Below are 22397 nucleotides of genomic sequence, written 5' to 3'. Positions count from 1 at the left end.
TTCGCGAGTGCGGATCCGATGGCGTCTCTTCGTTTCCTTGTCCGAGGTGCACCGACAGGGAGAAAGCTATTGCGACGGTCGTCGTGACCGCATCGGTCGGATGACCGGTGTCCCGGCCGATGCGGCGTATTCGATCGAGGTGTCGCGGTCAGTCGTCGAAGACGAACCAGCAGATACTGTTCCGGCGAATCTGGTCGTCGATGACCAGTTCGCGGAGGTGGACGGGGATCCGGCTCCGCTGCCGGTCGCGTTCGGATCGCCGCGCCCGCTGCTCGCGGCCGGACGGTGCCGCCGCCTGCGCCGCTTTGATCGCATAGGCGGCGGCACCCAGATCGTGTTCGGGAACATGAGCCACGCAGGCGGCCTGGCCGGCCGCGTACGCGGCGAACCGGGGGCGCCCCGGAGCGGACGAGCGGCGCCCATGGCATGACCTCCGGACGCCCGGGTCGCCATCATCGCCCGCTCACCCGCTGCCCAGGCTCTGGCCGCCTCGATCGCCTCACGCGGGCGGCGATCGCCGGGCCGGCAACTCTCGAACAGGGGCAGGACGTGTTCGGCGCAGTCGGCTGCCCACCGGGCAAGCGCTCGGTGGTCTGTATCGGTGAGTGAACCGCCGCGGCGGATGGTGACGAGGCGGGGGTCGCGGACACGGGGGAGGATCACCGATTCGTCCGGTCGCCGAGCCTGGAGCCGGTCAGCCCGTCCGGGATGGCCGGAGACCTGTGCGCGTGGCTGTTCCCGGTCGAGGCCTTGTCGTCGTGCATCGTCATACGTTCTGATCGTATCGTTGAAAATTCAGTTGAAAGTTCTGTCGCGCCGGCGCCGGAAAACAGCACCGAACTTTCGAATCGACTCTGCCGGGACCGCAGACGCGTCGCGATGTGGTCGCGTCGAGCACATGCGGGATCCGGACCCGGGAGCCGTCACATCCGGAGATCGAGTTGCGCGAGTTCTATCCGGCGGGTGATACCGAGGTTCGGATAGGCCTTGTAGAGATGGTGGCCGATCGTGCACGGGCTGAGGAACAACTGCGCGCCGATCTCCTTGTTGCTGTAGCCGGCCGCCGCCAGCCGCACCACCTGGGTCTCCTGCCCCGCCCGCAAGGCCCGGGCCTGCGGTGCTCGGGAGACTCGCGAGCCGGTTCACATACGGATGCAGCAGCAGATGCAGTCCACCGAACGCCGGCTCGGCCTCGAATTCGATCCCCCACGCCCCGCATCCCGGCGGCGGTGTGCACCGCATGGTCGAGCAGTGCCGACTTCCCGATACCGGCCTCGCCCCGGAGCGCCAGTGCGCGGCTGCGACCGGCCCGTGCATCCGCCAGCAACCCGTCCACCTCGGTGCGCTGGTCGTCGCGCCCCACCAATATGGCGTCAGCCTGACGACTCGCCGCGTGCCGCGGCGGGCGGTATCACCCGCCGCAGTCGGCCGCCGTGCCCCGGTGCGAGCTACATCCCTTCCACCGCAACGGTCTCGGCGGTGTCGTCCGCGGGACGGGTGAGCGGGAGCCACACCGTGAAACGGGTATCGCCCGGCCGGGAGTCGACCCGGATATCCCCGCCGTGTTTGTCGACGACGATGCGGAACGAGATGTCCAGGCCCAGCCCGGTGCCCTCACCGACGGGTTTGGTGGTGAAGAACGGTTCGAAGATCCGGCTCTGCACCTCGGCGGGGATTCCGGGGCCGGTATCGCTGATCACCACCACGGCGCAATCGTTCTCCAGCCGGGTGCTCAGTGTCAGGGTGCCGCTGCCCGCCATCGCGTACACCGCGTTGTCGATCAGATTCGTCCACACCTGATTGAGTTCGGCGGCGTAGCAGGGGACCTGGGGCAGACTGCGATCGTAATCCTTCACCACTTCGATCGAGTCACCGATCTTGCGGCTGAGCATCACCAGCGTGCTGTCGATCAGTTCGTGCAGGTCCACCACCTGGAAGGGGGCCCGGTCCATCTGTGAGTACTGTTTGGCCGCGTCCACGAGGGTGGAGATGCGCGTGGTGGAATCGGCGATCTCGTTCATCAGCAGTTCGGTCTCGATGGTGTAGTTCAACCACCGGAACGCGCCCTCGAGCACCGGGGGCGGGCAGCCTTCGAGCGTGGCGGCCACTCGTTCCAGCCAGGCGGTATCGAAGCCGGCCTGTACGTAGTTGGGCGCGAGCTCCCATCCGTCGCGGATACCGTGGTCCTCGAGCCATTCACCGAGCAGATCCTCCCGGTCGGCCGCTTCCATCGGCGACAGTTCCGGCGCCTTGGCGACCTGAGCGGCCGCTTCCTCCTGCAACCGCACCAGCGTCTCCAGTACCGCGGTGTCGAATTTGCCCTGCGCCATCATCGCCAGTTTGTGTCGCATCCCGGCGATCCGGTCGCGCAGCCCCGAGGTGGCCCGGACCGCGGCCGCGGCCGGGTTGTTCAGTTCGTGGGTGAGCCCTGCCGACAGTGACCCGAGCGCGAGCAGCCGTTCCCGCTGGGCGATGCGCGCGTTGGTGTTCCGATTACCGAAGAAGGCGCCCTCGAGTAGATGGACGGCCATCGGGAACCAGCTGTGCATCATCCGGGCGAATATCTGCGCGTCCAGGACGAAGAACCGGGACGGCCGGGTCACGTGCAGCGAGGAGCTGTAATGGGTCTCGGCCCGTTCGCCCAGGTAAGCCGTCCACGCGCCCGCGTAGGACCCGCGATGGTCGGTGTGCACCATCTCGATCTCTCGCCCGCCGGACAGTTTGGTGAGCCGGACCTCGCCGTCGATCAGGACATAGAAGCAGGTCGCCGGGTCTCCCTCCTGATACACCGGGCCCGGTTCGATGGTTTCGATCCGACCGTCGGCGCACAACCAGTCGAGCTGTTCGTCGTCGAGTTTCTCGAACAGGAACAGCGAGCGGAGTTCGCCGGGATCACAGATGCTCATTGTCGGCCTCTCTAAGCCAGGTAACGGTGCACGAGCATGACGGCCATGGCGCCCTCCCCGACCGCCGAGGCCACCCGCTTGGCGGATTCGGCGTGGACGTCACCGGCCACGAAGACCCCCGGCACACTGGTTTCCAGATGATGCGGTGGCCGCGACAGCTCCCAGCCCGCCGGCCGGTCACCGTCGATCAGCAGATCCGGCCCCGCCAGGACATAACCCGCCGCGTCGCGGTTCACCACACCGTCGAGCCAGTCGGTCTGCGGAGCGGCGCCGATGAAGAGGAACAACCGCTCGGTGGGCGCTTTCTCCTCGGATCCGGTCCGGTTGTCGCGCAGTACCAGCGTATGCAGATGATCCTCGCCGTCCACCGCGACCACCTCGGTCTCGGTGTGCACCCGGATACTGGGGACCTGGGAGATCTGCTGGATCAGATAGTGCGACATCGATTTCTCCAGCGCGTCACCGCGCACCACCAGATGAACCGTGCGCGCGTTACGGGAAAGGAACATCGCCGCCTGGCCCGCCGAATTTGCGCCACCGACGATGTACACATCGTGACCTGCGCATTCGGCGGCCTCGGTCATGGCCGAGCCGTAATAGACCCCGCGTCCGGTGTACTGGTCGACACCGGTTGCGGGATGACGCCGGTAGTCCACGCCCGTCGCGATGATGACCGTATGACCGGACAGCGCGCCGCCGTCGGCGAAACGGACGGTGCGGGCCGAACCGTTCACCTCCAGGCCCACCACCTCCCGGGTGGTGACCACTTCGGCGCCGAACTTGGCCGCCTGGCGCCGCGCCCGGTCGGCGAGCGCGGCACCGGACAGGCCGTCCGGGAATCCGAGATAGTTCTCGATCCGCGAGCTCTGGCCCGCCTGCCCACCGGTGGCGGTGCGCTCGACCAATACGGTGCGCAGCCCCTCGGAGGCTCCGTACACTGCGGCGCCCAATCCGGCCGGCCCGCCGCCCACCACGATGAGATCGTAGAAATCGCCGGCCGGTTCGGTGCTCAGACCCACGCTTTCGGCCAGCTCCCCGTCGCTGGGCTGCACGAGTGCCTGCCCGCCCTCGGTGATCACCACCGGGCAGCGGCGCGGATCGGCTCCGGCGGCTTCCAGCAGCCGGGCGCCCTCGGGTTCCTCGGCCAGGAACCAACGGTAGGGCAGCTGGTTACGGGCGAGGAATTCCCTGACCTGAGACGACCGGGGCGACCACCGGTTACCGATGACCTTGGTCCCGTGTACCGGCCGGTGTTCGCTGCTGCGCCAGGCGTCGAGCAGGCTGTCCAGGACGGGGTAGAGCTTCTCCTCCGGTGGATCCCACGGTTTGAGCAGGTAGTGGTCGAGGTCGACGACATTGATCGCATCGATGGCGGCATTGGTGTCCGCGTAGGCGGTGAGCAGGACCCGCCGGGCGTAGGGGTCCAGATCCATCGCCTGTTCGAGGAATTCGATACCGTCCATTCCCGGCATCCGGAAATCCGCGATCAGCACCGCGACCGGCTGGCCGCGCAATTTCATCTCGCGCAATGCCTCGAGGGCCTGCGGACCGGATTCGGCGCGCAGGATCCGGTAGTCGGCGCCGTAGCGGCGCCGCAGGTCGCGGACCACGGCCCGGGATACGCCCGGATCGTCGTCGACGCTGAGGATGGCGGGCTTGCTGGTAGCGGGGGAGCTCACCTGACGAGTATGCCGCGCCGGCGGGCCGCCGTCGCACGGGCGAGGTCAACATCGGGTCAGGAAGCGGTCGCGGAAGGTCAAGGAGATGTCAAGACCGGTCCCGGCGGCCGGGCCGGCGAGTAGTCCTGAGATCGGCCCCGCATACGGAACGGCGGGGACACCTCAGGAGCACATCGTGACACTGCTCGATATGATCCCGTCGCTGCAACCGGCGATACCGCCCAGACTGAGCCCGGCGATCTGGCCGCGCGGGACCGAGTACGACAGCGAGGGACGGATAACCCTCGGCGGGGTGGCGCTCACCGATATCGCCGACCGCTTCGGGACGCCCACCTATGTGCTGGACGAAGCCGAGGTCCGGGCCCGCTGCCGCGCCTACCGGAAGACCTTTCCGCAAGCCCGCGTCTACTACGCCGGTAAGGCGCTGATGATCCGGGCCGTCGCGGATTGGGTGAACGCCGAGGGGCTGTCGATCGACATCTGTTCCGCGGGCGAACTCGCGGTGGCGCTGTCGGCCGGGGTCGATCCGAAGCGGCTGATCATGCACGGAGCCGGACGGCCCTGTGACGAACTGGCGGCCGCGGTCCATGCCGGGGTCGGCCGGATCGTGCTGGACTCGCTCACCGATATCGCGCTGCTGGCCGCGTCGGCGGCCCGGCCGCAGCCGGTTCTGCTGCGGCTTTCTCCCGGTATCGATGTGCACGGCCATCCGGCGATGCGGACCGGAGTCCTGGACCAGAAATTCGGCTTCCCGCTCGGCAGCGTGACCGCGGCCGAAGCGGTACGCCGGGTACTGGCCCGGCCCGATCTCGAACTCGTGGGACTGCACTGCCACCTCGGATCCCAGATCCACGACCCGGACCATTACGGCGAGGCGATCCGCCGGTTGATCGGGGAGATGGCCTGGATCCGCCACGAACACGGTCATCTGCTCACCGATCTGGATCTGGGCGGTGGGCACGCGGTCGCCTATCGGCCCGGCGACGCCGAGCTGAACCTGGCCGAACTGGCCGATATCGTCGACGACGCGCTCGACGCGGCCTGCGCCCGGCACCGGTTCCCTCGTCCGACGATCGCGATGGAGCCCGGACGGGCGGTCGTCGCGCGCGCCGGGGTCACGGTTTACCGGGTCATGTCGGTCAAACGGGTGGCGGGCGGGACCACATTCGTCACCGTCGACGGCGGGATGAACGACAATCTGCGGGTGGCGCTCTACGGGGCGCAGTACGAGCCGGTGGTGGCCAACCGCCGCCCGCACGGCCCGTGGACAATTGCGACCGTGGCCGGACGGTACTGCGAATCGGGTGATGTGCTGGCGCGCGATATCCGGTTGCCGGCCGATATCCACCCCGGTGACCTGCTGGCGGTGCCGTGTACCGGCGCCTACCACCACAGCCTCTCGGCCTCCTACAACTGCGTCGGCCGGCCCCCGGTGGTCGCCGTCCGGGACGGATCTGCTCGGGTGCTGGTCCGCCGGGAGACCACGGCCGACCTGCTGGCGCGCGAGATCGGTTGTTGAACCGATACGCAGTCGCGCCGCCGCCCGGTTGCTGTTATCGGGATCCGCGCCGGGTTTACAGCAGGCGAATCGGGCGGTGGCCGCAGTCCGGGCGCGGCAGCTGCGCTTTTCTCGAAATTCCCCGGCGCGCCTGTTTGACCGACCACGCCACGGGTATTTGCCAGTATGTAGCTGTCGGGTTGTCCCTGTGGAGAGCCGGACCCGCTACCAGGTAGGTGCAGCGCGCCGCGCCCGACCGATCCGCAGCGCCGGGAGCGACGAGCACGCCGAGCGGCAACGTCGTCGGTCGAGGTCCGCTCCATACCCGGCCACGAGCCGGGGACCGGCCCAGCCGGCCTCGGTCGCGACTGCGCAACTCGGTTCGCCGGCCACGTATCGGACCAGAATCGAGGAAGAAAGCCATGGCTCAACATGTGGAAGACCTGATCGGCGACGCAGTCTACGATCTGGGCGGCGCCAAGATCGGGAAGGTCAAACGGGTCTACGTCGACAACGCGTCCGGCGCACCGACGTGGGCATCGGTCAGTACGGGACTGTTCAGCGAAGACTCCCTCGTGCCGCTCGCCGGCGCCCAGATGCGGGACGACCCCACCGAACTTCAGGTGCGGGTGCACAAGGAAGCGGTGAAAACCGCGCCGCATCTCGCGCACGACGGCCTGATCACCCAGGATTCCGAGAACGACCTGTTCGTCCACTACGGCGTCGATCCCAAGCGGGCCGGCTGGGAGGAGTACGGCCGACACGCCGGCACCGGCACCGGCACCGGCCGGGAATCCCGCGCTGCGGGCCTGGCGGGAACCACCGGAACAGTGGCTCCCGAGCCCACCAGGCCCGATATGCCGACTACCCGAAGGCCCGATTTCCTCGTGCGGTCGGAGGAACGCCTCAACATCGGCACCCGCCAAGAGGTATCCGGCCACGCGCGGCTGCACAAGTACGTGGTCAGCGAAGAACAGACCGTCACCGTGCCGACCAGCCACGAGGAAGTACATATCGAGCGTGAGCCGATCACCGACACCTCGGCGCTGCCCGCCGATTTCGGTGAGCAGGAACAGGAGGTCACGTTGCACCGGGACCGGGTGACCGTCGACAAGGAGATGGTTCCGGTCGAACGGGTCCGGTTGGTGGTCGATCAGGTGGAAGAGGACCAGACGATCACCGAGACGGTTCGCAAGGAGCGGATCGAGATCGAAGGAATGGACCGCGACGACAAGCTCCGCTGACTGCCGGCGCGCCCGCACGATCGATACCGGGTGCCGCGCACGGTTGTCGCCGGTGGGTACGGGCGTCGGCCCGGCCCACCGGCGATCGCGGTATCAGGACCAACCGGCCCGGTTGGCACCGCTCTCCCGCGAGATCCCCGACCCCGTCTCCGGAAAACAACCGAAGCGCTCGTTGTGCAGGTGGGCGAAGAAGTAGCAGAACCGCTCGCATTCGGCATCGGTCACGGCGACGGCGGGGTCGGCGGCCACCGCCCGATAGAAATTCCGGCCCATCGCCAGAATGAAACCCCGGCAGTACAGGAAACCGTCGTCCGAGCCGTCGGTCACTTCCTGGATATCGGCACGGTCGATATCGTGGAGTTTGCGTTCGGCGACCCGATCCAGCGCGGTCAGCTCGGCACCGGACAGTTGCTCGGTGAGGGCGCGCAACCGCCCCAGGAATTCCGGCAGATGCGGGTCGAGAGCGAACGCTTCGTCGTCGCTCTGCCGGTCTGCCAAGCTTTTCCGCAACGCGTCCGGCTGCGCGCCCACCTGCGCCCATGCTGTATCGATCAGATCCCAGAACCGGGATTCTTCGGTGGCTGTCGCGATCTCGTTCACAGCTCCGGGACGCTAGCAGCGCGGTACGACGCGTCGGCCCGGATCAGCCCTTCAGCCGGAGCACCGCGAGCACCCGGCGGTGATGGGTATCCGACGGCGGCAGGTCGAGTTTGGTGAAGATATTGCCGATATGCTTCTCCACCGCCCGCTCCGAGACGGTCAGCGCCGCCGCGATCGCCTGGTTGGTGAGCCCCTGTGCCATCGACTCGAGTACTTCGCGCTCCCGGGGCGTGAGCCGGGTCAGCGGATCCTGCTGTCGTGAAGCGCCCATCAGCTGACTCACGACTTCGGGATCCAGTGCCGTGCCGCCGGTGGCCACCCGGTAGAGCGCGTCGACGAATTCACGCACATCGGCGACCCGGTCCTTGAGCAGATAACCGACACCGCCGGCGCCGTTGGCGAGGAGTTCGGTGGCATAACGGGTCTCGATCCACTGCGAGAACACCAGAACGCCCGTCATCGGAAACCGGCGACGCAGCTCGATGGCGGCCAGTAGCCCTTCGTCGGTGAACGACGGTGGCAGCCGGACATCCACCACCGCGACATCGGGGTTGTGCCGGGAGACGAGCTCGTTCAACCGGCTCGCGTCGCCGGCCATGGCGACGATCTCGTGCCCGCGCTCGGTGAGCAGACCGGCCAGACCGTCGCGCAAGATGGCGCTGTCCTCGACGATGAGCACGCGTAGCGGGCCGGTCATTGCGGATCCTCCTTCGGCAGCAGGATACGTACCACGGTCGGACCACCGCTGGGACTGTGCACGGTGAGGCTCCCGTCGACCGATGCCGCGCGGGCGGCCAGCCCGCGCAGCCCGCTGCCGCCCGCGGACCCGTCCGCGCCGGGATCCCGCACGCCGCCGATCCCGTTGTCGCCTACGGTGACCGCGATCGTCCGGACACTGTCGGGCAGTACCGATACCCATGCCCGGTCCGCGGCCGCATGTTCGACGATATTGGTCAGCAGTTCGGCGACCGAGAAGTACGCGATCGCCTCGACCGCCGGACTCGGCCGGTTCGGCAGGTGGACGCGGAGTTCCACCGGCACCGCACACCGGGCAGTGAGTGTCTCCAGAGCCGGTCCGAGACCGAGTTCGAGCGCGGGTGGGTGGATACCGCGCACCAGTTCGCGCAGTTCGACCAGTGCCTCCTTGGAGCTGTTGTGCGCGTCGGCGATCAGATCACCGGCGTCACCACCGGCTGCGAGCCGTTCCTCGGCGCGCCCCAGCGCCATCGCGATGGTGACCAGGCGCGCCTGCGTTCCGTCGTGCAGATCACGCTCGACGCGGCGCAGGGTCGCGGCGGCGTCCTCGACAGCGGCGCGTCTGCTGGCCCGCAGTTCCACCAGTTGCCGGTCCCGCTCGGTCGCGGCCAGCAGCAGGACCGTGAGCAGCCGGTGCAGCAGGCAGACACCGCGGATCAGCCAGGGCAGGGCGAAACAGGCGATGATCCCGAGTGCGGATACACCCAGGACGCGGGGCCAGGTGTCCACGTAGAACTCGCCGAACTGCATCAGCGAATGCCGTTCCACACCTTCGGAATCGATGTTCACCGGATGGAAGAGCAGCCACGGGATCGGGGAGACGGCGGCGAACAGCGTCATCGCCACGACCGTCAGGACCAGGTAGCCGACCACCATCCCGAGGACCGCTTGGGCGAGCAGGAACAGCAGTGCCCGCCAGGCGGCCCGATCGGTGAACGCGCAGCGCAAGAAACCCAGGAACCCGCGTTCACGGCGGAAGGCGGGTGGGGCCGGTACCGACGTGTCCAGCAGGGACCGGCACAACGCCCGATGGATATCGCCCCACACTCGGCCACCCAGCACCACCAGTGCGAGGACCGGGATCCCGACCAGGAACACCGAGAGGTACAGACCGCCGCCGATCCCGAAGAACAGGTAGCAGACTCCGGCGCATCCGAGAATGAACGCTACTGTCACGTACAGGAGTTGTTTCCAGGTGCGGGCCTCGAAGGGCGCGCGCAGGACTGCCGATAGCAGGGCGCGCGGCGGCTCGTCCGATGCGTCGAGCACCAGGGTCGGGTGGGTCGGCGTCTGCGTCATACGCTCATACTTCCCGCCGGCCCCGGCGTATTCGATGGAGCAGGCCACCGCAACCGTGGTGGGGCAGACCCCACCACGGCGCCGGTGGGTGGACTCAGGTGTACTGCGGTGCGCCGGCCCGGTCCGGCGAGCCGTTCGGCTCACCCGCCACGGGATCGGCCGCGGCGGGGTCGTTCTGTTCCGTTTCGGGCAGCAGCTGTGGCAGCACAGTGGCCCCGGCGGTCGCGGCCGCCGCCGCGGAATTCGCGATCGTCCAACCCACCGGGCCCAACGGTGTACAGCCGAAATACGCCCCCAGACCCGGTGTCATGACCACCACGCCGAGTACGGCGCCACTGGCGGCGGTGGTGAGCCAGACCAGCGGGCTGCGGTACCCCGCGACCAGGGTCTGGCCGAGTTGCGTGCCGATCAGTGCCACCAATCCGATGGTGTCGGCGCGGCGCCGGGTCCCGGTGTAGCGGCCGGCCATCCAGGCCACGGAAGCCCCGGTGGCCGTGGCGACCCCGCGAATCCCGATGGTGCGCAGCAGATCGGCACCCAGGTGGGCCGGTGGGATATCGGCGAGCTGATGCGCGCGCTGCTCGACCCATTGCGAGTCGTCCTCGGTGTCGGGAGTCTCCTGGTCACCGGCCAGCGCCAGAGCCAGCGCGGGGAACATATCGGTGAGCAGGTTCACCAGCAGGAACTGGCGGGTCCGCAGCGGAGCCCGCCCGCCGACCGCCGTACCGAACAGGGTGAACGCCACCTCGCCCGCATTACCGCCCACCAGCACGGCCACCGCGTCGGCGACTCGCTGCCACATGCTGCGGCCCTCGACCAGCGCGTGCAGCAGTGCTCGCGGATCCGGTTCGGTCAGTACGAGATCGGCGGCGTTGCGCGCGGCGGCCGAGCCGTGGGCCGCGATCCCGATCCCGATATCGGCGGTACGGATCGCGGCGGCGTCGTTGCTACCGTCACCGGTCATCCCCACCACATGCCCGGTCCGCCGGAGCGCGGCCACTATGCGCACCTTCTGCTCGGGGTCGACCCGGGCGAAAACCATACTGCGTTCGATGAGTTCGGTCTGCGCGGTATCGTCGAGTTCGTCCAGATCGGCGCCGGTGGTCACCGTGTCGACGGTGATGCCCAGCTGTCGGGCCACCGCGGCGGCTGTCACCGGATGGTCGCCGGTGATCATCCGGACCCCGACTCCGTTGTCCTCCAGCGCGTGGACCAGATACGGCGTCTGAGGCCGGGGCGTATCGGCGATCCCCAGGAACCCGAGCAGCGTCAATCCCTCCACCACATCCTCGACATCGTCGGGCGGATCGGACAGATCACGCCGGGCCACCACCAGCACCCGCAGTCCCTGTTCGGCGAGTGCGTGGACGGTGGCGTCGGCCCGCTCGCGCTGCCGGCCGGTGAACGACCGATCGCTCTTGCCGGAAGATCCGCCCCGGATACGCGTGCACCTGGGCAGCACGACCTCCGGTGCGCCCTTGACCACCAGACGCAGCTTGTGCGCGGTACGTCCGAATACCGCCGCGTAGCCCCGGTTGGATTCGAACGGTATCTCGTCGATCGGATCCCATTTGTGTGCGTCGGCACCGAGCATCTCGGCGGCCGCGTCGAGGACCGCCCGGTCTGTGGCGTGCAGGACCGGGCCGTTGTCCGGATCGGGACAGGCGCGGGAAGCCGCCCGCAGCAGTCGCCGGGCGGCGGGGTCCGCACTGCCGGATTCCCACTGCTCGTCCAGATCGGCGAGTGCGGTGAGCCGCAGCCGGCCCTCGGTAAGAGTGCCGGTCTTGTCGAAGCACAGTGTGTCGACCCGGCCGAGCGCCTCGACCGCGCGATTGGCGCGGACCAGCACCCCGTAGCGGGACAACCGCCGCGCCGCCGCCAGCTGGGCAACCGTGGCGACCAGCGGTAGCCCCTCGGGCACCGCGGCGACCGCCACACCCACCCCGTCGGCGATCGCCGCCCGCAGGGCGCGGCCACGCAGCCCACCGAGGGCGGTCACGATCGCACCGCCGGTGAGGGTGAGCGGTAACGCTCGATCCGTCAGCGCGCGCAACTGTGCCTGAACTCCGCCTTTCTCCGGCGGCACCGCACCTGCGGTGGCGCGCCCGGCTTGGGTGTCGGCGCCGACGGCGACGGCGACGGCCACTGCCGACCCGCTCACCACCGTTGTGCCTTCGAACACCATGCAGGCGCGGTCACCGAGAGCGGCGCCCGGTGTGGCCTCGACCTGTTTGGGCACTGTCACCGATTCACCGGTGAGCCCGGACTCGTCCATCTCGAGGTCGTCGGCGCGCAACAGGCGGGCGTCCGCGGGCACCACCTCACCGGCGCGGACAGCGAACACGTCCCCGACCCGCAGGCTGTCGGCCGGGAGGTCGGTGGCTGCCGGGTCCTCGGTCTCTATATCGGCGCGGTCGATCACCCGGCCGGACAACCGTTCACCTTCGATGAGGCCGGACAGTTCGTTCTCGGCGGCCTGACGCTGCCGTGCGGAGATCATCGCGTTGACCGTCAGCACCGACGACAGCAGGACTGCATCGGAGGGGGAGCCGAGAATCGCGGTCGCCGCGGCCCCGACACCCAGGACCGGAGTCAGCGGGTCGGCCAGTTCCCGGCGCATATGGCCGAGGAAATCGGTCAGCGCCGTTACTCGGGCCGCCACCGGACCCGCCGAACCGGACTCATCGGTCGTCCGCTCGTGCAGGGCCGCCGGTTCGGAAAGCCGGGCCAGCACCTCGTCCGGCTCCAGCGCGTGCCACGGCAGCAGCGGCGCGTGCCCGGTGGTGGGCTGCGCCCGGACCGCGTGCGCTCCCGTCCACCCGCCGTTCAACAGGCCGGCGAAGTTCGCGGCGATCATCGGTGCGGTCCGCGAGCGGGCCGCCGGAGCGGCCGCGAGCAGCAACCCGGTGAGACTGCACGCCGACAACGCGAGGGTCCGGCCGCGTTCGCTGACCTGCCGGGCGGGCCCCACCGCGCCGAGCGTGCGCTGGACCTGGCCGAGGTCCCGGCACAGCAGATCGGCCGACCAGGGCACATGGATCCCACCGCCTTCGCAGCCGATGATGCCGACGGCCACATCGGCGTGGTCGAGTGCCTTGTGGGCGCGGGTGGCGAGGACCGCCACCACATGCCCCTGCTCCTGGAGCCGCTGGACGTGCGCGCTGATCGAGGTCGGGGCCGATACGAATTCGTCGGCGAGACTGCGTAGTTCGCTCGCATCCCGGTGCGCGGCCAGGACGACCCGCAAGCCCGCCCGCCGCGCCGTGCCGAGCACGTCGTGGGCGCGGGGATCGAGCTCCCGCCCCACCAGCACGCGGCCGAGGATCCGGTCACCGTCGCGTAGTTCGCGCCAGACCGGACGGATGGTGGCGCCGCGATCGGCCGCACCGGAACCGGGGTGCACCAGCCGAGGCCCGTGGTCGTTTCCCGGTTCCGCCGCCACGCCGGACTCCCAGAGCAGCCGTTGCGCGGTACTCCATATCCGGGCGGCCGGTGGTCCGTCGTCGATCGTCTCCACCTCGAGCACCACTCGCCCGGACGTGACCAGCGCGTCGCCGTCGACGACCAGTGCGGTCAGCCGGTCCAGCCGCCGCCAGGCGGCGGGGTGCAGAGTGAGTACACCGGCACCGGCCATCGCGGTCGAGACGGTCGCGGCGAACACCTCCCGGCCGGCCCGCGCGGCCTTCGGGGCACCCAGCATGAGGGCATCCGGAACGTCACCGGCGCGACCCATCCCGGCCAGGGTTGCGGCCCCCGCCAGCGATGCGGCCGCCATCTCGTCGGCGACCCGCTCCACCGGGCCGCGGGGCAGATCGGCGGGCCGGGTATAGGGCGGCAGCGGCCGGTCGACCCCGAAATGGTCGGCGTCGACGATATCGGCCTCCCATTCCCGCCACTGCGCTCGCCGGGCCAGAGCTTCGGTGAGGGCGAATCCGCGCTGGACGGCATCGGCCAGCAGATTCGTGACGCCCCCGGTCGCGCCTTCGCCCAGGGCCGCGCCCGCCGCGTTGGCGATTGCCAGGAGGAGGTCGGCGCGGGCACCACCCAGCCGCTCCTCGAGGTGGGTGCGCAACCGGGGCTGGGCATCGGTGAACGCCGCCACGGCCCGCACACTGTGCATCACCCCGCGCAACGGCGGTACTGTACCCGCGGCCGAGACCGCTATCGCACAGATATCGCCGGCCACTTCGATCGCCGCCGCGAGCACCGGCTCGCGGTCCGCCGGGAATTCGGCGGCCCGGCTCCATCCGGTATCGGCGACCTCCGATTCCTCTTCGACCTCCTCGACCGCCGCCAGCAGTTTCTCCAGGTCCGCGCCGCTGGACAGCGCGGTGACGATCCGGCCGGTGACCGCGTTGACCCGCCACCATTCCACCCCGCGTAGCCGCCCGAGCCGCTGATCGAGCGAACGGGTCACCGCCGAACCCTGGCCGTTGTCCAGTCCGCGTACCTCGATGGTCGCCCGGTCCTCGGTCACTTCCATCCGGCGCTGAGCGCGACGGTCGCGTGGATCGATCAGTGCGGTGAGATCGTCGCGCAGGCTGGCCGAATTGTCCGAATTCGCGGCCGACAGACCCGAGGCGACTGCGCCTGCCACCTTCTCCGCGGCCCGCCGTGGTGCCTCCACCACCTGGATCCCGGTTCCGACGGCGCGCTCGGCGCCGGTGCGTACCAGTGTGGTCACCGCGGTGGCAGGAGCGGTCAGCGAACGGGGCGACAGCATGCTTCGGACAGAGGGGGCCATAGCGGGGCGCCTACCCCTCATCGGACCGTGCAAACGCCGCGAACGGAGGTTCCGGGGGCGTGCGGGCGTGAGCGGTCGGAGATATCGAGTGCGCGACGGTGTGCCGCCGCGGCGGTGTCGGCGTCGCCGACCCGGCGTGCGCAGGGCTAGCGTGCAGGCAGTGCGGTGGGCAGGGGGACCAACTGCCCGCGGACGGCAAGGCCGGGCACCTCGCGGTGCCGAATGCGCGACCTGCGACCTCGACGGAGGAGTCCCATGCGTTGTGTGGTTTTCGGGGCCACCGGCTACCTCGGTGGGCGTCTGGTACCGGAACTGCTGCGGGCCGGTCACACTGTGCGGGTGCTCGCCCGGACACCGGGCAAACTGAGCGATACGCCCTGGCGCGATCGAGTGGAGATCGTCCGCGGTGATGTGACGATCGCCGCCGACGTCCGGGCGGCACTGCAGGACCAGGAGGTGCTGTACTACCTGGTCCATTCACTGACCCGGTCGGATTTCGACACCGTGGACCGGGAGGCGGCGACCATCGTCGCCCGCGAGGCCGCGACCGCCGGACTCGGCCGGATCGTCTATCTCGGTGGTATCGCGCCCGCGGGGCAGGAACTGTCCCGGCATCTGTCCTCGCGCGCCGAGGTCGGCCGGATCCTGCTCGGCGGTACGGTGCCCGCGCTGGTGTTCCAGGCCGCGGTGGTGATCGGCTCGGGATCGGCGAGTTTCGAGATGCTGCGCTATCTCACCGAACGACTGCCGGCGATGGTGACCCCGCGCTGGGTGCGCTCCCGGATCCAGCCGATCGCCGTGCGCGATGTGCTGTACTACCTGACCCGTGCCGCGGAGCTTCCCGCCACGGTTCGTGGCGCCTTCGATATCGGTGGGCCCGATATCCTCACCTACGAGCAGATGATGCGGGTGTACGCGGAGGTCGCCGGTCTCCCACGGCGGGTGATCGTTCCGGTTCCGGTACTGACACCGTGGCTGTCGGCGCAATGGGTGAATCTGGTGACCCCGGTACCCCGGGCGATCGCCGTTCCCCTGATGGAATCGCTGGTCAACGATGTTGTTTGCGGGGAGCACGAGATAACCGCACATATCCCCGATCCCGCGGAGGGGCTCACCGGGGTCCGGCGCGCCATCGAACTGGCGCTGACCCGGATCCGGGATCTGGACGTGCCGACCCGATGGTCCGATGCCGGGCCCGCGCCTGCCGAACCGCTGCCCACCGACCCCGAATGGTCGGGGGGATCCCTCTACCGGGATGTCCGCGAACGCCCGACGACCGCCGACCCGGCCGCGTTGTGGACGGTGATCGAGGCGATCGGCGGGGAGAACGGCTGGTATTCCTTCCCGCTGGCCTGGTCGCTGCGGGGCTGGCTGGACCGGCTCGCCGGCGGGGTCGGGTTGCGTCGGGGCCGTCGCGATCCACACCGGCTCCGGGAGGGCGAAGCTCTGGACTGGTGGCGGGTGGAGCGGATCGAGCGGCCCACGCTGCTGCGGTTACGCGCGGAGATGCGGGTTCCCGGCCGAGCCTGGCTCGAGCTGGAGGCGCGGCCGGGTAACGGTGCCGGCGGCGCGGTCTATCGGCAGCGCGCGGTGTTCGAACCGCACGGGCTGGCCGGACATCTGTACTGGAAGTCGATCGTGCCGTTCCACGCGCTGATTTTCGGTGGGATGACCCGCAATATCACCGGGGCCGCCGAGACGGCCGGTAGCGACCGCGGCGGTCCCGCCCGCACCGATCCGGTGGGTCGCCTGCGCCGGGCCGGCCGGCGATGGCGCTGAATTCTGCCTGATCACAAGCTGTCCCGGTCCCTGCGAACCGGCCACCTGACGGGATGTCGGAGGTCGCCGTTATTCTCGCCGCTATGTCGCTGGCATGGTTGCGTTCCAACGCCGTCGCCTGGGCACTGCCGCGCAGCCCGGGTTCGCTCGCCGAGGCCCTGGCCGAACTCGAGTTCGTCCAGGCCGATCCCATCCGCTCGCCGGCCAGGGCGCAGGATCTCATCCTGCGGCATCGGGTCCGCGGCTACCGGGCGGGCGATCTCGATCGCGACTACGGTTCCCTGGGCTTGGACGAGGACTTCCTCTACGCCTACGGCTATATCGTGAGCCGGCTGCGCCCCTATCTGCATCCCCGTCATCACCCCCGCGGTACCGACGGCGAATTCCCGCACGATGAGCGCTCGGCGGAGGTACTGGATTTCGTGCGCGAACGCGGCATCGTTCACCCGCGGGACCTGCAGTCGCATTTCGGGCACCGCGGTGTGGTCAATGCCTGGGGTGGAACCTCGTCGGCCACCACCGTCGTACTCGAGGAGCTGCACCGCTACGGATTGCTACGGGTAGCCGACCGTGTGTCCGGTATCCGGCGGTACGAGGTCGCGAAGCTTCCGGAGGCCGTGCTGGAGCCCGCCGAACGCCGACGGGCGCTGGCGCTGCGGATAGCTCGAACGCTCGCCCCCGCGACGGAGTCCACGCTGGCCGCCACGGTGAACCGTGTCATCCGGTCTCTCGGGGGAGCCACCGGCTCGGCGACCTTGCGCGAACTGCTCGCCCTCGGCGCACTGTCCGCCGAGACCGTCGACGGAGTGCGCTATCTCTGGCCCGCCGATCTGGTCCCCACCGAACGCCCCGCCCCGGCGCGGGTCCGGTTCCTGGCGCCGTTCGATCCTCTCGTCTGGGACCGCAAACGCTTCGGCCTGCTCTGGGACTGGGATTACCGGTTCGAGGCCTACACCCCGGTCGCCCAGCGGGTCCGCGGGTACTACGCGATGCCCATGCTGTGGCGCGACCGCGTGATCGGCTGGGCCAATTGCGCGGGTCCGGGCAGCGCAGTGGAGGTGGGCTATGTGGACCGCGCCCCGACGTCCAGAGCGTTCACGGTCGCCCTGGACACGGAAATCCAGCGTTTGCAGACCTTCCTGAGCCCGCGCTGATCCCCCGGGTCCGTCATGCGGCGGTCGCCGGATTGCGAAATCGCTCCGGGTGAGCTGCCCGGCACAGAAAAGTATGTGCTACTGCACTTTTCGTACATCTTCGGCGTAACGACAGCGATGCCTCCTTCGATCTGCCGGTGACACATAACACGTCTTCGGCGAGGTGTACCGCCGCGGTGAAGGGTGGAAAGTCCGCGCGGTCGGGCAGGGCTGGGATTCGGGGCTCGCCGGTCCGGCGACGGATTTCGGCATCGCAGTCGACGCGACTTCGATGTAGAACCCGATGTGCGGATTCTCGCGCCGAGTGAACTCCCGGAACCCGACTCGGAATCGAATGAAACGGCGGCCTCGGACGTGAGCCCCTCGACTGTTGCGGTTTCGGTGGATCCGAAACCGCGGGCCGGCGGCCGCGGTGTGCGCGCGACGAAGCGTGGTGTACGGAAGAGCAAGCCGATCGAATTCGTCCTGGCGGAGAACGAGGCGTGGCAACCGGCGCGGTTGTTCTCGGCCGCCGGGGTAGGTGCCGGGGAAGAGCAGGAACGGCGGGCCACGTCTGCGCTCGTGGCCACCATGCAGGCTGTTCACCCGTTTGCGCGTGCGCAATGCGCGCGGATCGGGGCTCCGGCGGGGGTGTTCGAGGGATGCTTCGAGGTGCAGTACGAGCGAGGAGACAGCCGGGTCGTACCCGACGCTGTATCCCGGGTCGCCCGTGGATCCCGGTTGTGGACGGGGAGCTTTCCGATGGGCAGTCGACGTTCCGGGACTGCGGCGAGTTTCATCGCCCGCGTGACCTCGTCGGTCGGCGAATTCTATGGAAAGGTTGTGCAACCACTGCGGGCGTGGACCCCGGCGGCGCCCGAACAGGTGGAGTCGCCGCTTCCGGCGGTCGCTTCGCAGCACGGTGCGTGAAAGTGGAGGGATCCGCCGGGCGGCCGCGGCTGTCGGCGAGTCGGGCCGACGCCTACTCGATCTCGCAGTGCGGGTCAGCCGATAGCCAGATAGCCGGCGAGCCCGAACCCGCACAGTGCGACGCCGAGGCGCATGGCGGTCGGCGGCAGGCGGGCGACCAGCGGTGGTCCGTACCATCCGCCGGCGAAGGCGCCCAGCCCCATGGCGAGCGCGGCGACCCAGTGCACCGGCCCGAAGACAGCGAACCCGACCGCCGCGACGAGGTTGGCGACGCCGGTGAGCACGCTTTTGAGCACGCTGGCCCGCCAGATCGTCTCCGACGTGCAGACCAGGATCAGGGCCAGGAACATGACCCCGACTCCGGCGCCGAAGTATCCGCCGTAGAGGGCGACGACAGCGGTGGCCAGTGGGTAGAGCCGGGGGAAGGTCCGGCCCCCGGCCAGTTCGCGCAGTTTGGGCTGTAGTAGCAGGCCGGCCGAGGCCGCGGCGATCAGGAAGGGCACGACAGCGGTGAAAACCTCGGCGGAGGTGGTGAGGAGCAGCGCCGCACCACCGAGTCCGCCGAGGGCAGCGCAGGCGGCGTGGACCAGCAGTGACCGGGAGTCGTCGTTGACCGCCGCGCCTGCTTTCGCGGTGGAGCCGACGCCGACCGCGACCATGGCGACGGTATTGGTGACATTCGCCGAGATCGGGGGCAGCCCGGCGGCGAGCAGGGCCGGATACGAGATCAGCGATGCGATGCCGGTGACGTAGCCGACGAGCCCGGCGAAGAATCCGGCTACCGTGACCAGGCAGAAAGTCAGCACGGTCAAGGTCGGGTCTCCTGGTGCGGGTTTCGGCGGGCGGCGCCGCCGGAGGCAGGGTGGACGGCGGGGGAATCCGGGCTCCGAGCCGTCTCGGCGTCGTTGCCGTCTCGGCGTCGTTGCCGGATCGAGTCGCAGCCGATCTGCCGCAGCATAACGGTTGTACGGATTGTCCGATCGATCGGCTCGGCGGCCCGCGGGTGCACACCGGCGATCACCATTCGCTAATTTGCGACGAATTATAAAAATGTCTCAATAAGGGGTTGAACTCGGGCTCGAAGTGCGGAATACCTAGTAGGTGGGTAGGTGATGTCGCGACGGCGCGGCACGGACCGAAGGAGGCACACTGTGCGCACATTCACCGGCAAGGACGAGGTTCTCGGGGCGGTGGGGGAAACCCTGGGTACGAGCGACTGGGTGGAGGTCACCCAGCGGATGGTCGATCAATTCGCCGAGGCCACCGGAGATCATCAGTGGATCCATGTCGACCCGGAGCGCGCGAAACGGGAGAGTCCGTTCGGTGGGCCCATCGCGCACGGCTATCTGACGCTGTCGCTGCTGCCGCTGCTCGGTTCGCAGATCTTCGGCTTCGACAACGCCAAGCTGGGAATCAACTACGGCTCCAACAAGGTCCGGTTTCCGAGTCCGGTGCCGGTCGGCGCGAAGGTGCGGTCGACCGCGGTCCTCGCCGAGGCCGGTGAGGTGGCGGGTGGGGCGCTGCAGCTGGTCGTACAGCACACCGTCGAGATCGAGGGCGGCGCCAAGCCGGCCCTCATCGCGGAGGCGGTGAGCCGGGTCGTGTTCTGACCCGGCTCCGTGGGCCTTCCTCAGCGGTCCGCGTCGGTGAAGCGGATGACGCCGCGGATATTGCGGCCCTCGAGCATATCGGCGACTCCCTCGTTGATCTGCTCGAGGGAGTATTCGCGGGTGACCATATCGCCGAGGCCGAGATCGCCCAATTTGTACAGCGCGAGAACCTCCGGGATGAGCAGCTGCGGGTTGCCGCCGCCGAACAGCGTGCCGCACAGACTCTTCTGCTGAAAGGTGAGCGCCGACAGGTTCATCCGCGGATTGGTTTCCGCGGCATCGCCGGTGGCGGCGAGCACGCAGCTGCCGCCCTTCGCCGTGATCCGCATCCACTTGGCCAGATCGTGGCCGTCGCAGCGCCCGACCGCGACGATCACAGTCCGGCACATCTGGCCGCCGGTCACCTCCTCGATACCACCGATCGCCCGGTCGATATCGGAATAGGTGTGGGTGGCCCCGAATTTCGCGGCTTGAGTGCATTTCGCCTCGATCGGGTCCACTGCGAAGATCCGCCGGGCGCCGGAGATCACCGCGGCCTGGACCGCGGCGCTCCCCACCGCGCCCACCCCGACGATCGCGACATCCTCGCCGGGGCGCACGGTCGCCGTATTGACCACGGCGCCGTAGCCGGTGGTGACGCTGCAACTGGCCAGGCAGGCGATATCGAAGGGGATCGAGGGGTCGATCTTGACGACCGAACTCTGGTGCACCACCGCGTAGGGCGCGAATGCGCCGATGAGCGAAGTGGGGTGGACATTGCGATCGCGAGTCCGGATCCGGAAGGTGCCGTCGGAGACCGCGCCCCGGGTGAGCAGGTCTTGGCCTCGATCGCACAGGTTGTGGTGACCGGATAGGCAGGATTGGCACATTCCGCAGGCCGGAATGAACGAGAAGACCACATGGTCGCCCACCGCGAGCCGGTCCACCCCCGCGCCGACTTCGATGATCACGCCGGCGCCCTCGTGTCCGCCCAGGATCGGGAACTCGGCGGTGGGGACGTCGCCGCTGGCCAAGCGCTGATCGAACTGGCAGAGACCCGCGGTCTCGACCCGGACCTTCACCTCGCCGTACTGAGGGTCGCCGATCTCGATCTCCTCGACCGACCACGGCTGCGCGTAATCCCAGATCAATGCACCCTTGGATTTCATCGGCTTCCCTTACTGTCGTGGCGGTGTCGTGCGTCGATTCACGGCAGTACCCAGGTTGCCCGATAATGGCGTTCTCGGAAAGTGTTATACCGAATTTCCTTCGCGCTTTCCCGCTGGCCTGCGCCGGCGATCACGGCCGCGCGCCCCGCGCCGGTAACCGCGCGTACGCGGCGGTCCGTGATCGCGTGGGTCAGTACTGTGCCGCGCCCAGATCCACCGAGATGCTGCTCGCCGTGACGAACCGGGATTCGTCGCTCGCCAGCCAGCACACCGCGTCGGAGATGTCCTCCGGCTGCGCGATCCCCTCCGGAAGCAGCGGGGTGTTCATCCGGCCCAGCAACTCATTGGTCTCCGCGGCTCGTACGAGCGCGCCGACCATATCGCCGGAACCCATCGGAGTCGCGACCGGACCCGGCGCGACGCTGTTGACGCGGATCGAATGTCTGCCCAGTTCGGCGGCGAGCGCCCGGGCCATCCCGGTGACCGCGTGCTTACTGGCGGTGTAGTGGACCATGAACGGTTGCATCGCCACGCCCGAGGCGGAACTGATCAGGATGATCGAACCGCCGCGCCCGCCCTCGATGATCTGGTGCGCACCGGCGTTCACCGTATTCCAGGTACCGGTCACATTGGTGTCGAGGACCGCCCGGAACGACTCCTCGGTGATGGCATCCCACGGCTCCGGAATGCAGATCCCGGCATTGGCGACGATGACATCGAGGCGCCCGAACGCGGCGACACCCTCGTCGACGGCGGCGCGCAGCGCCGGCAGATCGCGGGTGTCGGCGGCCGTGGCGACGATCTTGCGCCCGGTCTCCTCGACCAGCCGGACCGTCTCGTCGAGATCGGCGGAGGTCGCGGCGTCGTAGGGGACCGCGGGCGGCAGCGGACCGCAGAGGTCCACCGCGATGATGTCGGCACCCTCGGCCGCCAGTCGTACCGCGTGGGCCCGTCCCTGGCCCCGCGCGGCGCCGGTGACGAAAGCTACTCTGCCCGATAGTCGACCGCTCACTTGGCGTACTCCTGTCGTTGTGAACACATCCGACCATTGTGTGCCGATCCGGGCCGGGT

At 69.0% G+C, this 22397-nt stretch carries 15 protein-coding genes and 3 pseudogenes; 6 read left to right on the top strand and 12 right to left on the bottom strand.

Features of this window, described 5'->3' with window-relative positions; all coding sequences use genetic code 11:
- Window positions 1-148: 148 nt before the first annotated feature.
- The 5 genes and pseudogenes from ACWCPQ_RS01610 to ACWCPQ_RS01590 all read right to left on the bottom strand — a co-directional run bounded on the left by ACWCPQ_RS01610 (window position 149) and on the right by ACWCPQ_RS01590 (window position 4585).
- A pseudogene (locus ACWCPQ_RS01610) lies at window positions 149-663 on the bottom strand (putative immunity protein).
- A 260-nt stretch (window positions 664-923) separates the two neighbouring features.
- Window positions 924-1079, bottom strand: a complete 156-nt coding sequence (locus tag ACWCPQ_RS01605) for a helix-turn-helix domain-containing protein (RefSeq protein ID WP_449893533.1) — start codon at window positions 1077-1079, stop codon at window positions 924-926.
- A 149-nt stretch (window positions 1080-1228) separates the two neighbouring features.
- Window positions 1229-1363 (bottom strand): annotated as a pseudogene (locus ACWCPQ_RS01600) (AAA family ATPase); the annotation flags it as partial.
- An 85-nt stretch (window positions 1364-1448) separates the two neighbouring features.
- On the bottom strand, window positions 1449-2906 hold the full coding sequence (locus ACWCPQ_RS01595; RefSeq protein ID WP_449893531.1) for an ATP-binding protein: 1458 nt from the start codon (window positions 2904-2906) through the stop codon (window positions 1449-1451).
- Window positions 2907-2917: 11 nt separating this feature from the next.
- Window positions 2918-4585, bottom strand: a complete 1668-nt coding sequence (locus tag ACWCPQ_RS01590; protein ID WP_449893529.1) for an FAD-dependent oxidoreductase — start codon at window positions 4583-4585, stop codon at window positions 2918-2920.
- A gap of 175 nt (window positions 4586-4760) precedes the next feature.
- On the opposite strand from ACWCPQ_RS01590, the gene lysA reads away from it, so the two are divergent.
- Together lysA and ACWCPQ_RS01580 are read left to right on the top strand one after the other, a co-directional pair.
- On the top strand, window positions 4761-6104 hold the full coding sequence (gene lysA, locus ACWCPQ_RS01585; RefSeq protein ID WP_449893527.1) for a diaminopimelate decarboxylase: 1344 nt from the start codon (window positions 4761-4763) through the stop codon (window positions 6102-6104).
- Between the two features lie 401 nt (window positions 6105-6505).
- Entirely contained in the window at window positions 6506-7327 is an 822-nt protein-coding gene (locus tag ACWCPQ_RS01580; RefSeq protein ID WP_449893525.1) for a DUF2382 domain-containing protein, read from the top strand.
- A gap of 93 nt (window positions 7328-7420) precedes the next feature.
- Here the strand turns inward: ACWCPQ_RS01580 and ACWCPQ_RS01575 are convergent, their stop codons facing one another.
- The 4 genes from ACWCPQ_RS01575 to ACWCPQ_RS01560 form a co-directional block, all read right to left on the bottom strand.
- Window positions 7421-7927 (bottom strand): DUF4240 domain-containing protein, encoded by a 507-nt coding sequence (locus ACWCPQ_RS01575; protein WP_449893522.1) that lies wholly within the window; start codon window positions 7925-7927, stop codon window positions 7421-7423.
- Window positions 7928-7970: 43 nt separating this feature from the next.
- A complete protein-coding gene (locus ACWCPQ_RS01570) occupies window positions 7971-8624 on the bottom strand; it encodes a LuxR C-terminal-related transcriptional regulator (protein WP_449893520.1) in 654 nt (217 codons plus the stop codon).
- The gene (locus tag ACWCPQ_RS01565; protein WP_449893517.1) at window positions 8621-9982 is read right to left on the bottom strand and encodes a sensor histidine kinase; all 1362 of its coding nucleotides are present in this window, start codon (window positions 9980-9982) and stop codon (window positions 8621-8623) included. The genes ACWCPQ_RS01570 and ACWCPQ_RS01565 overlap by 4 nt, the downstream gene beginning before the upstream one ends.
- Window positions 9983-10076: 94 nt before the next feature.
- Window positions 10077-14705 (bottom strand): cation-translocating P-type ATPase, encoded by a 4629-nt coding sequence (locus tag ACWCPQ_RS01560; protein WP_449893515.1) that lies wholly within the window; start codon window positions 14703-14705, stop codon window positions 10077-10079.
- Between the two features lie 276 nt (window positions 14706-14981).
- On the opposite strand from ACWCPQ_RS01560, the gene ACWCPQ_RS01555 reads away from it, so the two are divergent.
- From ACWCPQ_RS01555 to ACWCPQ_RS01545, 3 genes and pseudogenes are all read left to right on the top strand, one after another.
- The gene (locus ACWCPQ_RS01555) at window positions 14982-16505 is read left to right on the top strand and encodes an SDR family oxidoreductase (RefSeq protein WP_449893513.1); all 1524 of its coding nucleotides are present in this window, start codon (window positions 14982-14984) and stop codon (window positions 16503-16505) included.
- 83 nt (window positions 16506-16588) lie between these two features.
- Entirely contained in the window at window positions 16589-17659 is a 1071-nt protein-coding gene (locus ACWCPQ_RS01550) for a DNA glycosylase AlkZ-like family protein (protein WP_449893511.1), read from the top strand.
- Between the two features lie 151 nt (window positions 17660-17810).
- A pseudogene (locus ACWCPQ_RS01545) lies at window positions 17811-18391 on the top strand (TerD family protein); the annotation flags it as partial.
- A gap of 251 nt (window positions 18392-18642) precedes the next feature.
- On the opposite strand, the gene ACWCPQ_RS01540 reads toward ACWCPQ_RS01545, so the two are convergent.
- A complete protein-coding gene (locus ACWCPQ_RS01540) occupies window positions 18643-19380 on the bottom strand; it encodes a sulfite exporter TauE/SafE family protein (RefSeq protein WP_449893509.1) in 738 nt (245 codons plus the stop codon).
- A gap of 339 nt (window positions 19381-19719) precedes the next feature.
- Here ACWCPQ_RS01540 and ACWCPQ_RS01535 point away from each other — a divergent pair, with 339 nt between their 5' ends.
- The gene (locus ACWCPQ_RS01535) at window positions 19720-20178 is read left to right on the top strand and encodes a MaoC family dehydratase (protein ID WP_449893507.1); all 459 of its coding nucleotides are present in this window, start codon (window positions 19720-19722) and stop codon (window positions 20176-20178) included.
- A 20-nt stretch (window positions 20179-20198) separates the two neighbouring features.
- Here ACWCPQ_RS01535 and ACWCPQ_RS01530 read toward each other — a convergent pair whose 3' ends face one another.
- The gene (locus tag ACWCPQ_RS01530) at window positions 20199-21326 is read right to left on the bottom strand and encodes an NDMA-dependent alcohol dehydrogenase (RefSeq protein ID WP_449893506.1); all 1128 of its coding nucleotides are present in this window, start codon (window positions 21324-21326) and stop codon (window positions 20199-20201) included.
- A 190-nt stretch (window positions 21327-21516) separates the two neighbouring features.
- Window positions 21517-22338 carry a mycofactocin-coupled SDR family oxidoreductase gene (locus ACWCPQ_RS01525; protein ID WP_449893504.1) on the bottom strand — a complete coding sequence of 274 codons (822 nt, stop codon included), beginning with the start codon at window positions 22336-22338 and terminating at the stop codon, window positions 21517-21519.
- Window positions 22339-22397: the final 59 nt, after the last annotated feature.

The sequence above is a fragment of the Nocardia sp. NPDC001965 genome (assembly GCF_053594175.1).
Note: the sequence above shows the minus strand (reverse complement) of the source record. Positions and strands in the feature narration are given on the sequence as shown.

Excerpts from the sequence above, each read along its gene's own strand:
- ACWCPQ_RS01570 (WP_449893520.1), bottom strand. The coding sequence starts at position 8,624 with ATGACCGGCCCGCTACGCGTGCTCATCGTCGAGGACAGCGCCATCTTG.
- ACWCPQ_RS01530 (WP_449893506.1), bottom strand. The coding sequence starts at position 21,326 with ATGAAATCCAAGGGTGCATTGATCTGGGATTACGCGCAGCCGTGGTCG.
- ACWCPQ_RS01580 (WP_449893525.1), top strand. The coding sequence starts at position 6,506 with ATGGCTCAACATGTGGAAGACCTGATCGGCGACGCAGTCTACGATCTG.
- ACWCPQ_RS01595 (WP_449893531.1), bottom strand. The coding sequence starts at position 2,906 with ATGAGCATCTGTGATCCCGGCGAACTCCGCTCGCTGTTCCTGTTCGAG.
- ACWCPQ_RS01555 (WP_449893513.1), top strand. The coding sequence starts at position 14,982 with ATGCGTTGTGTGGTTTTCGGGGCCACCGGCTACCTCGGTGGGCGTCTG.
- ACWCPQ_RS01565 (WP_449893517.1), bottom strand. The coding sequence starts at position 9,982 with ATGACGCAGACGCCGACCCACCCGACCCTGGTGCTCGACGCATCGGAC.
- ACWCPQ_RS01560 (WP_449893515.1), bottom strand. The coding sequence starts at position 14,705 with ATGCTGTCGCCCCGTTCGCTGACCGCTCCTGCCACCGCGGTGACCACA.
- ACWCPQ_RS01550 (WP_449893511.1), top strand. The coding sequence starts at position 16,589 with ATGTCGCTGGCATGGTTGCGTTCCAACGCCGTCGCCTGGGCACTGCCG.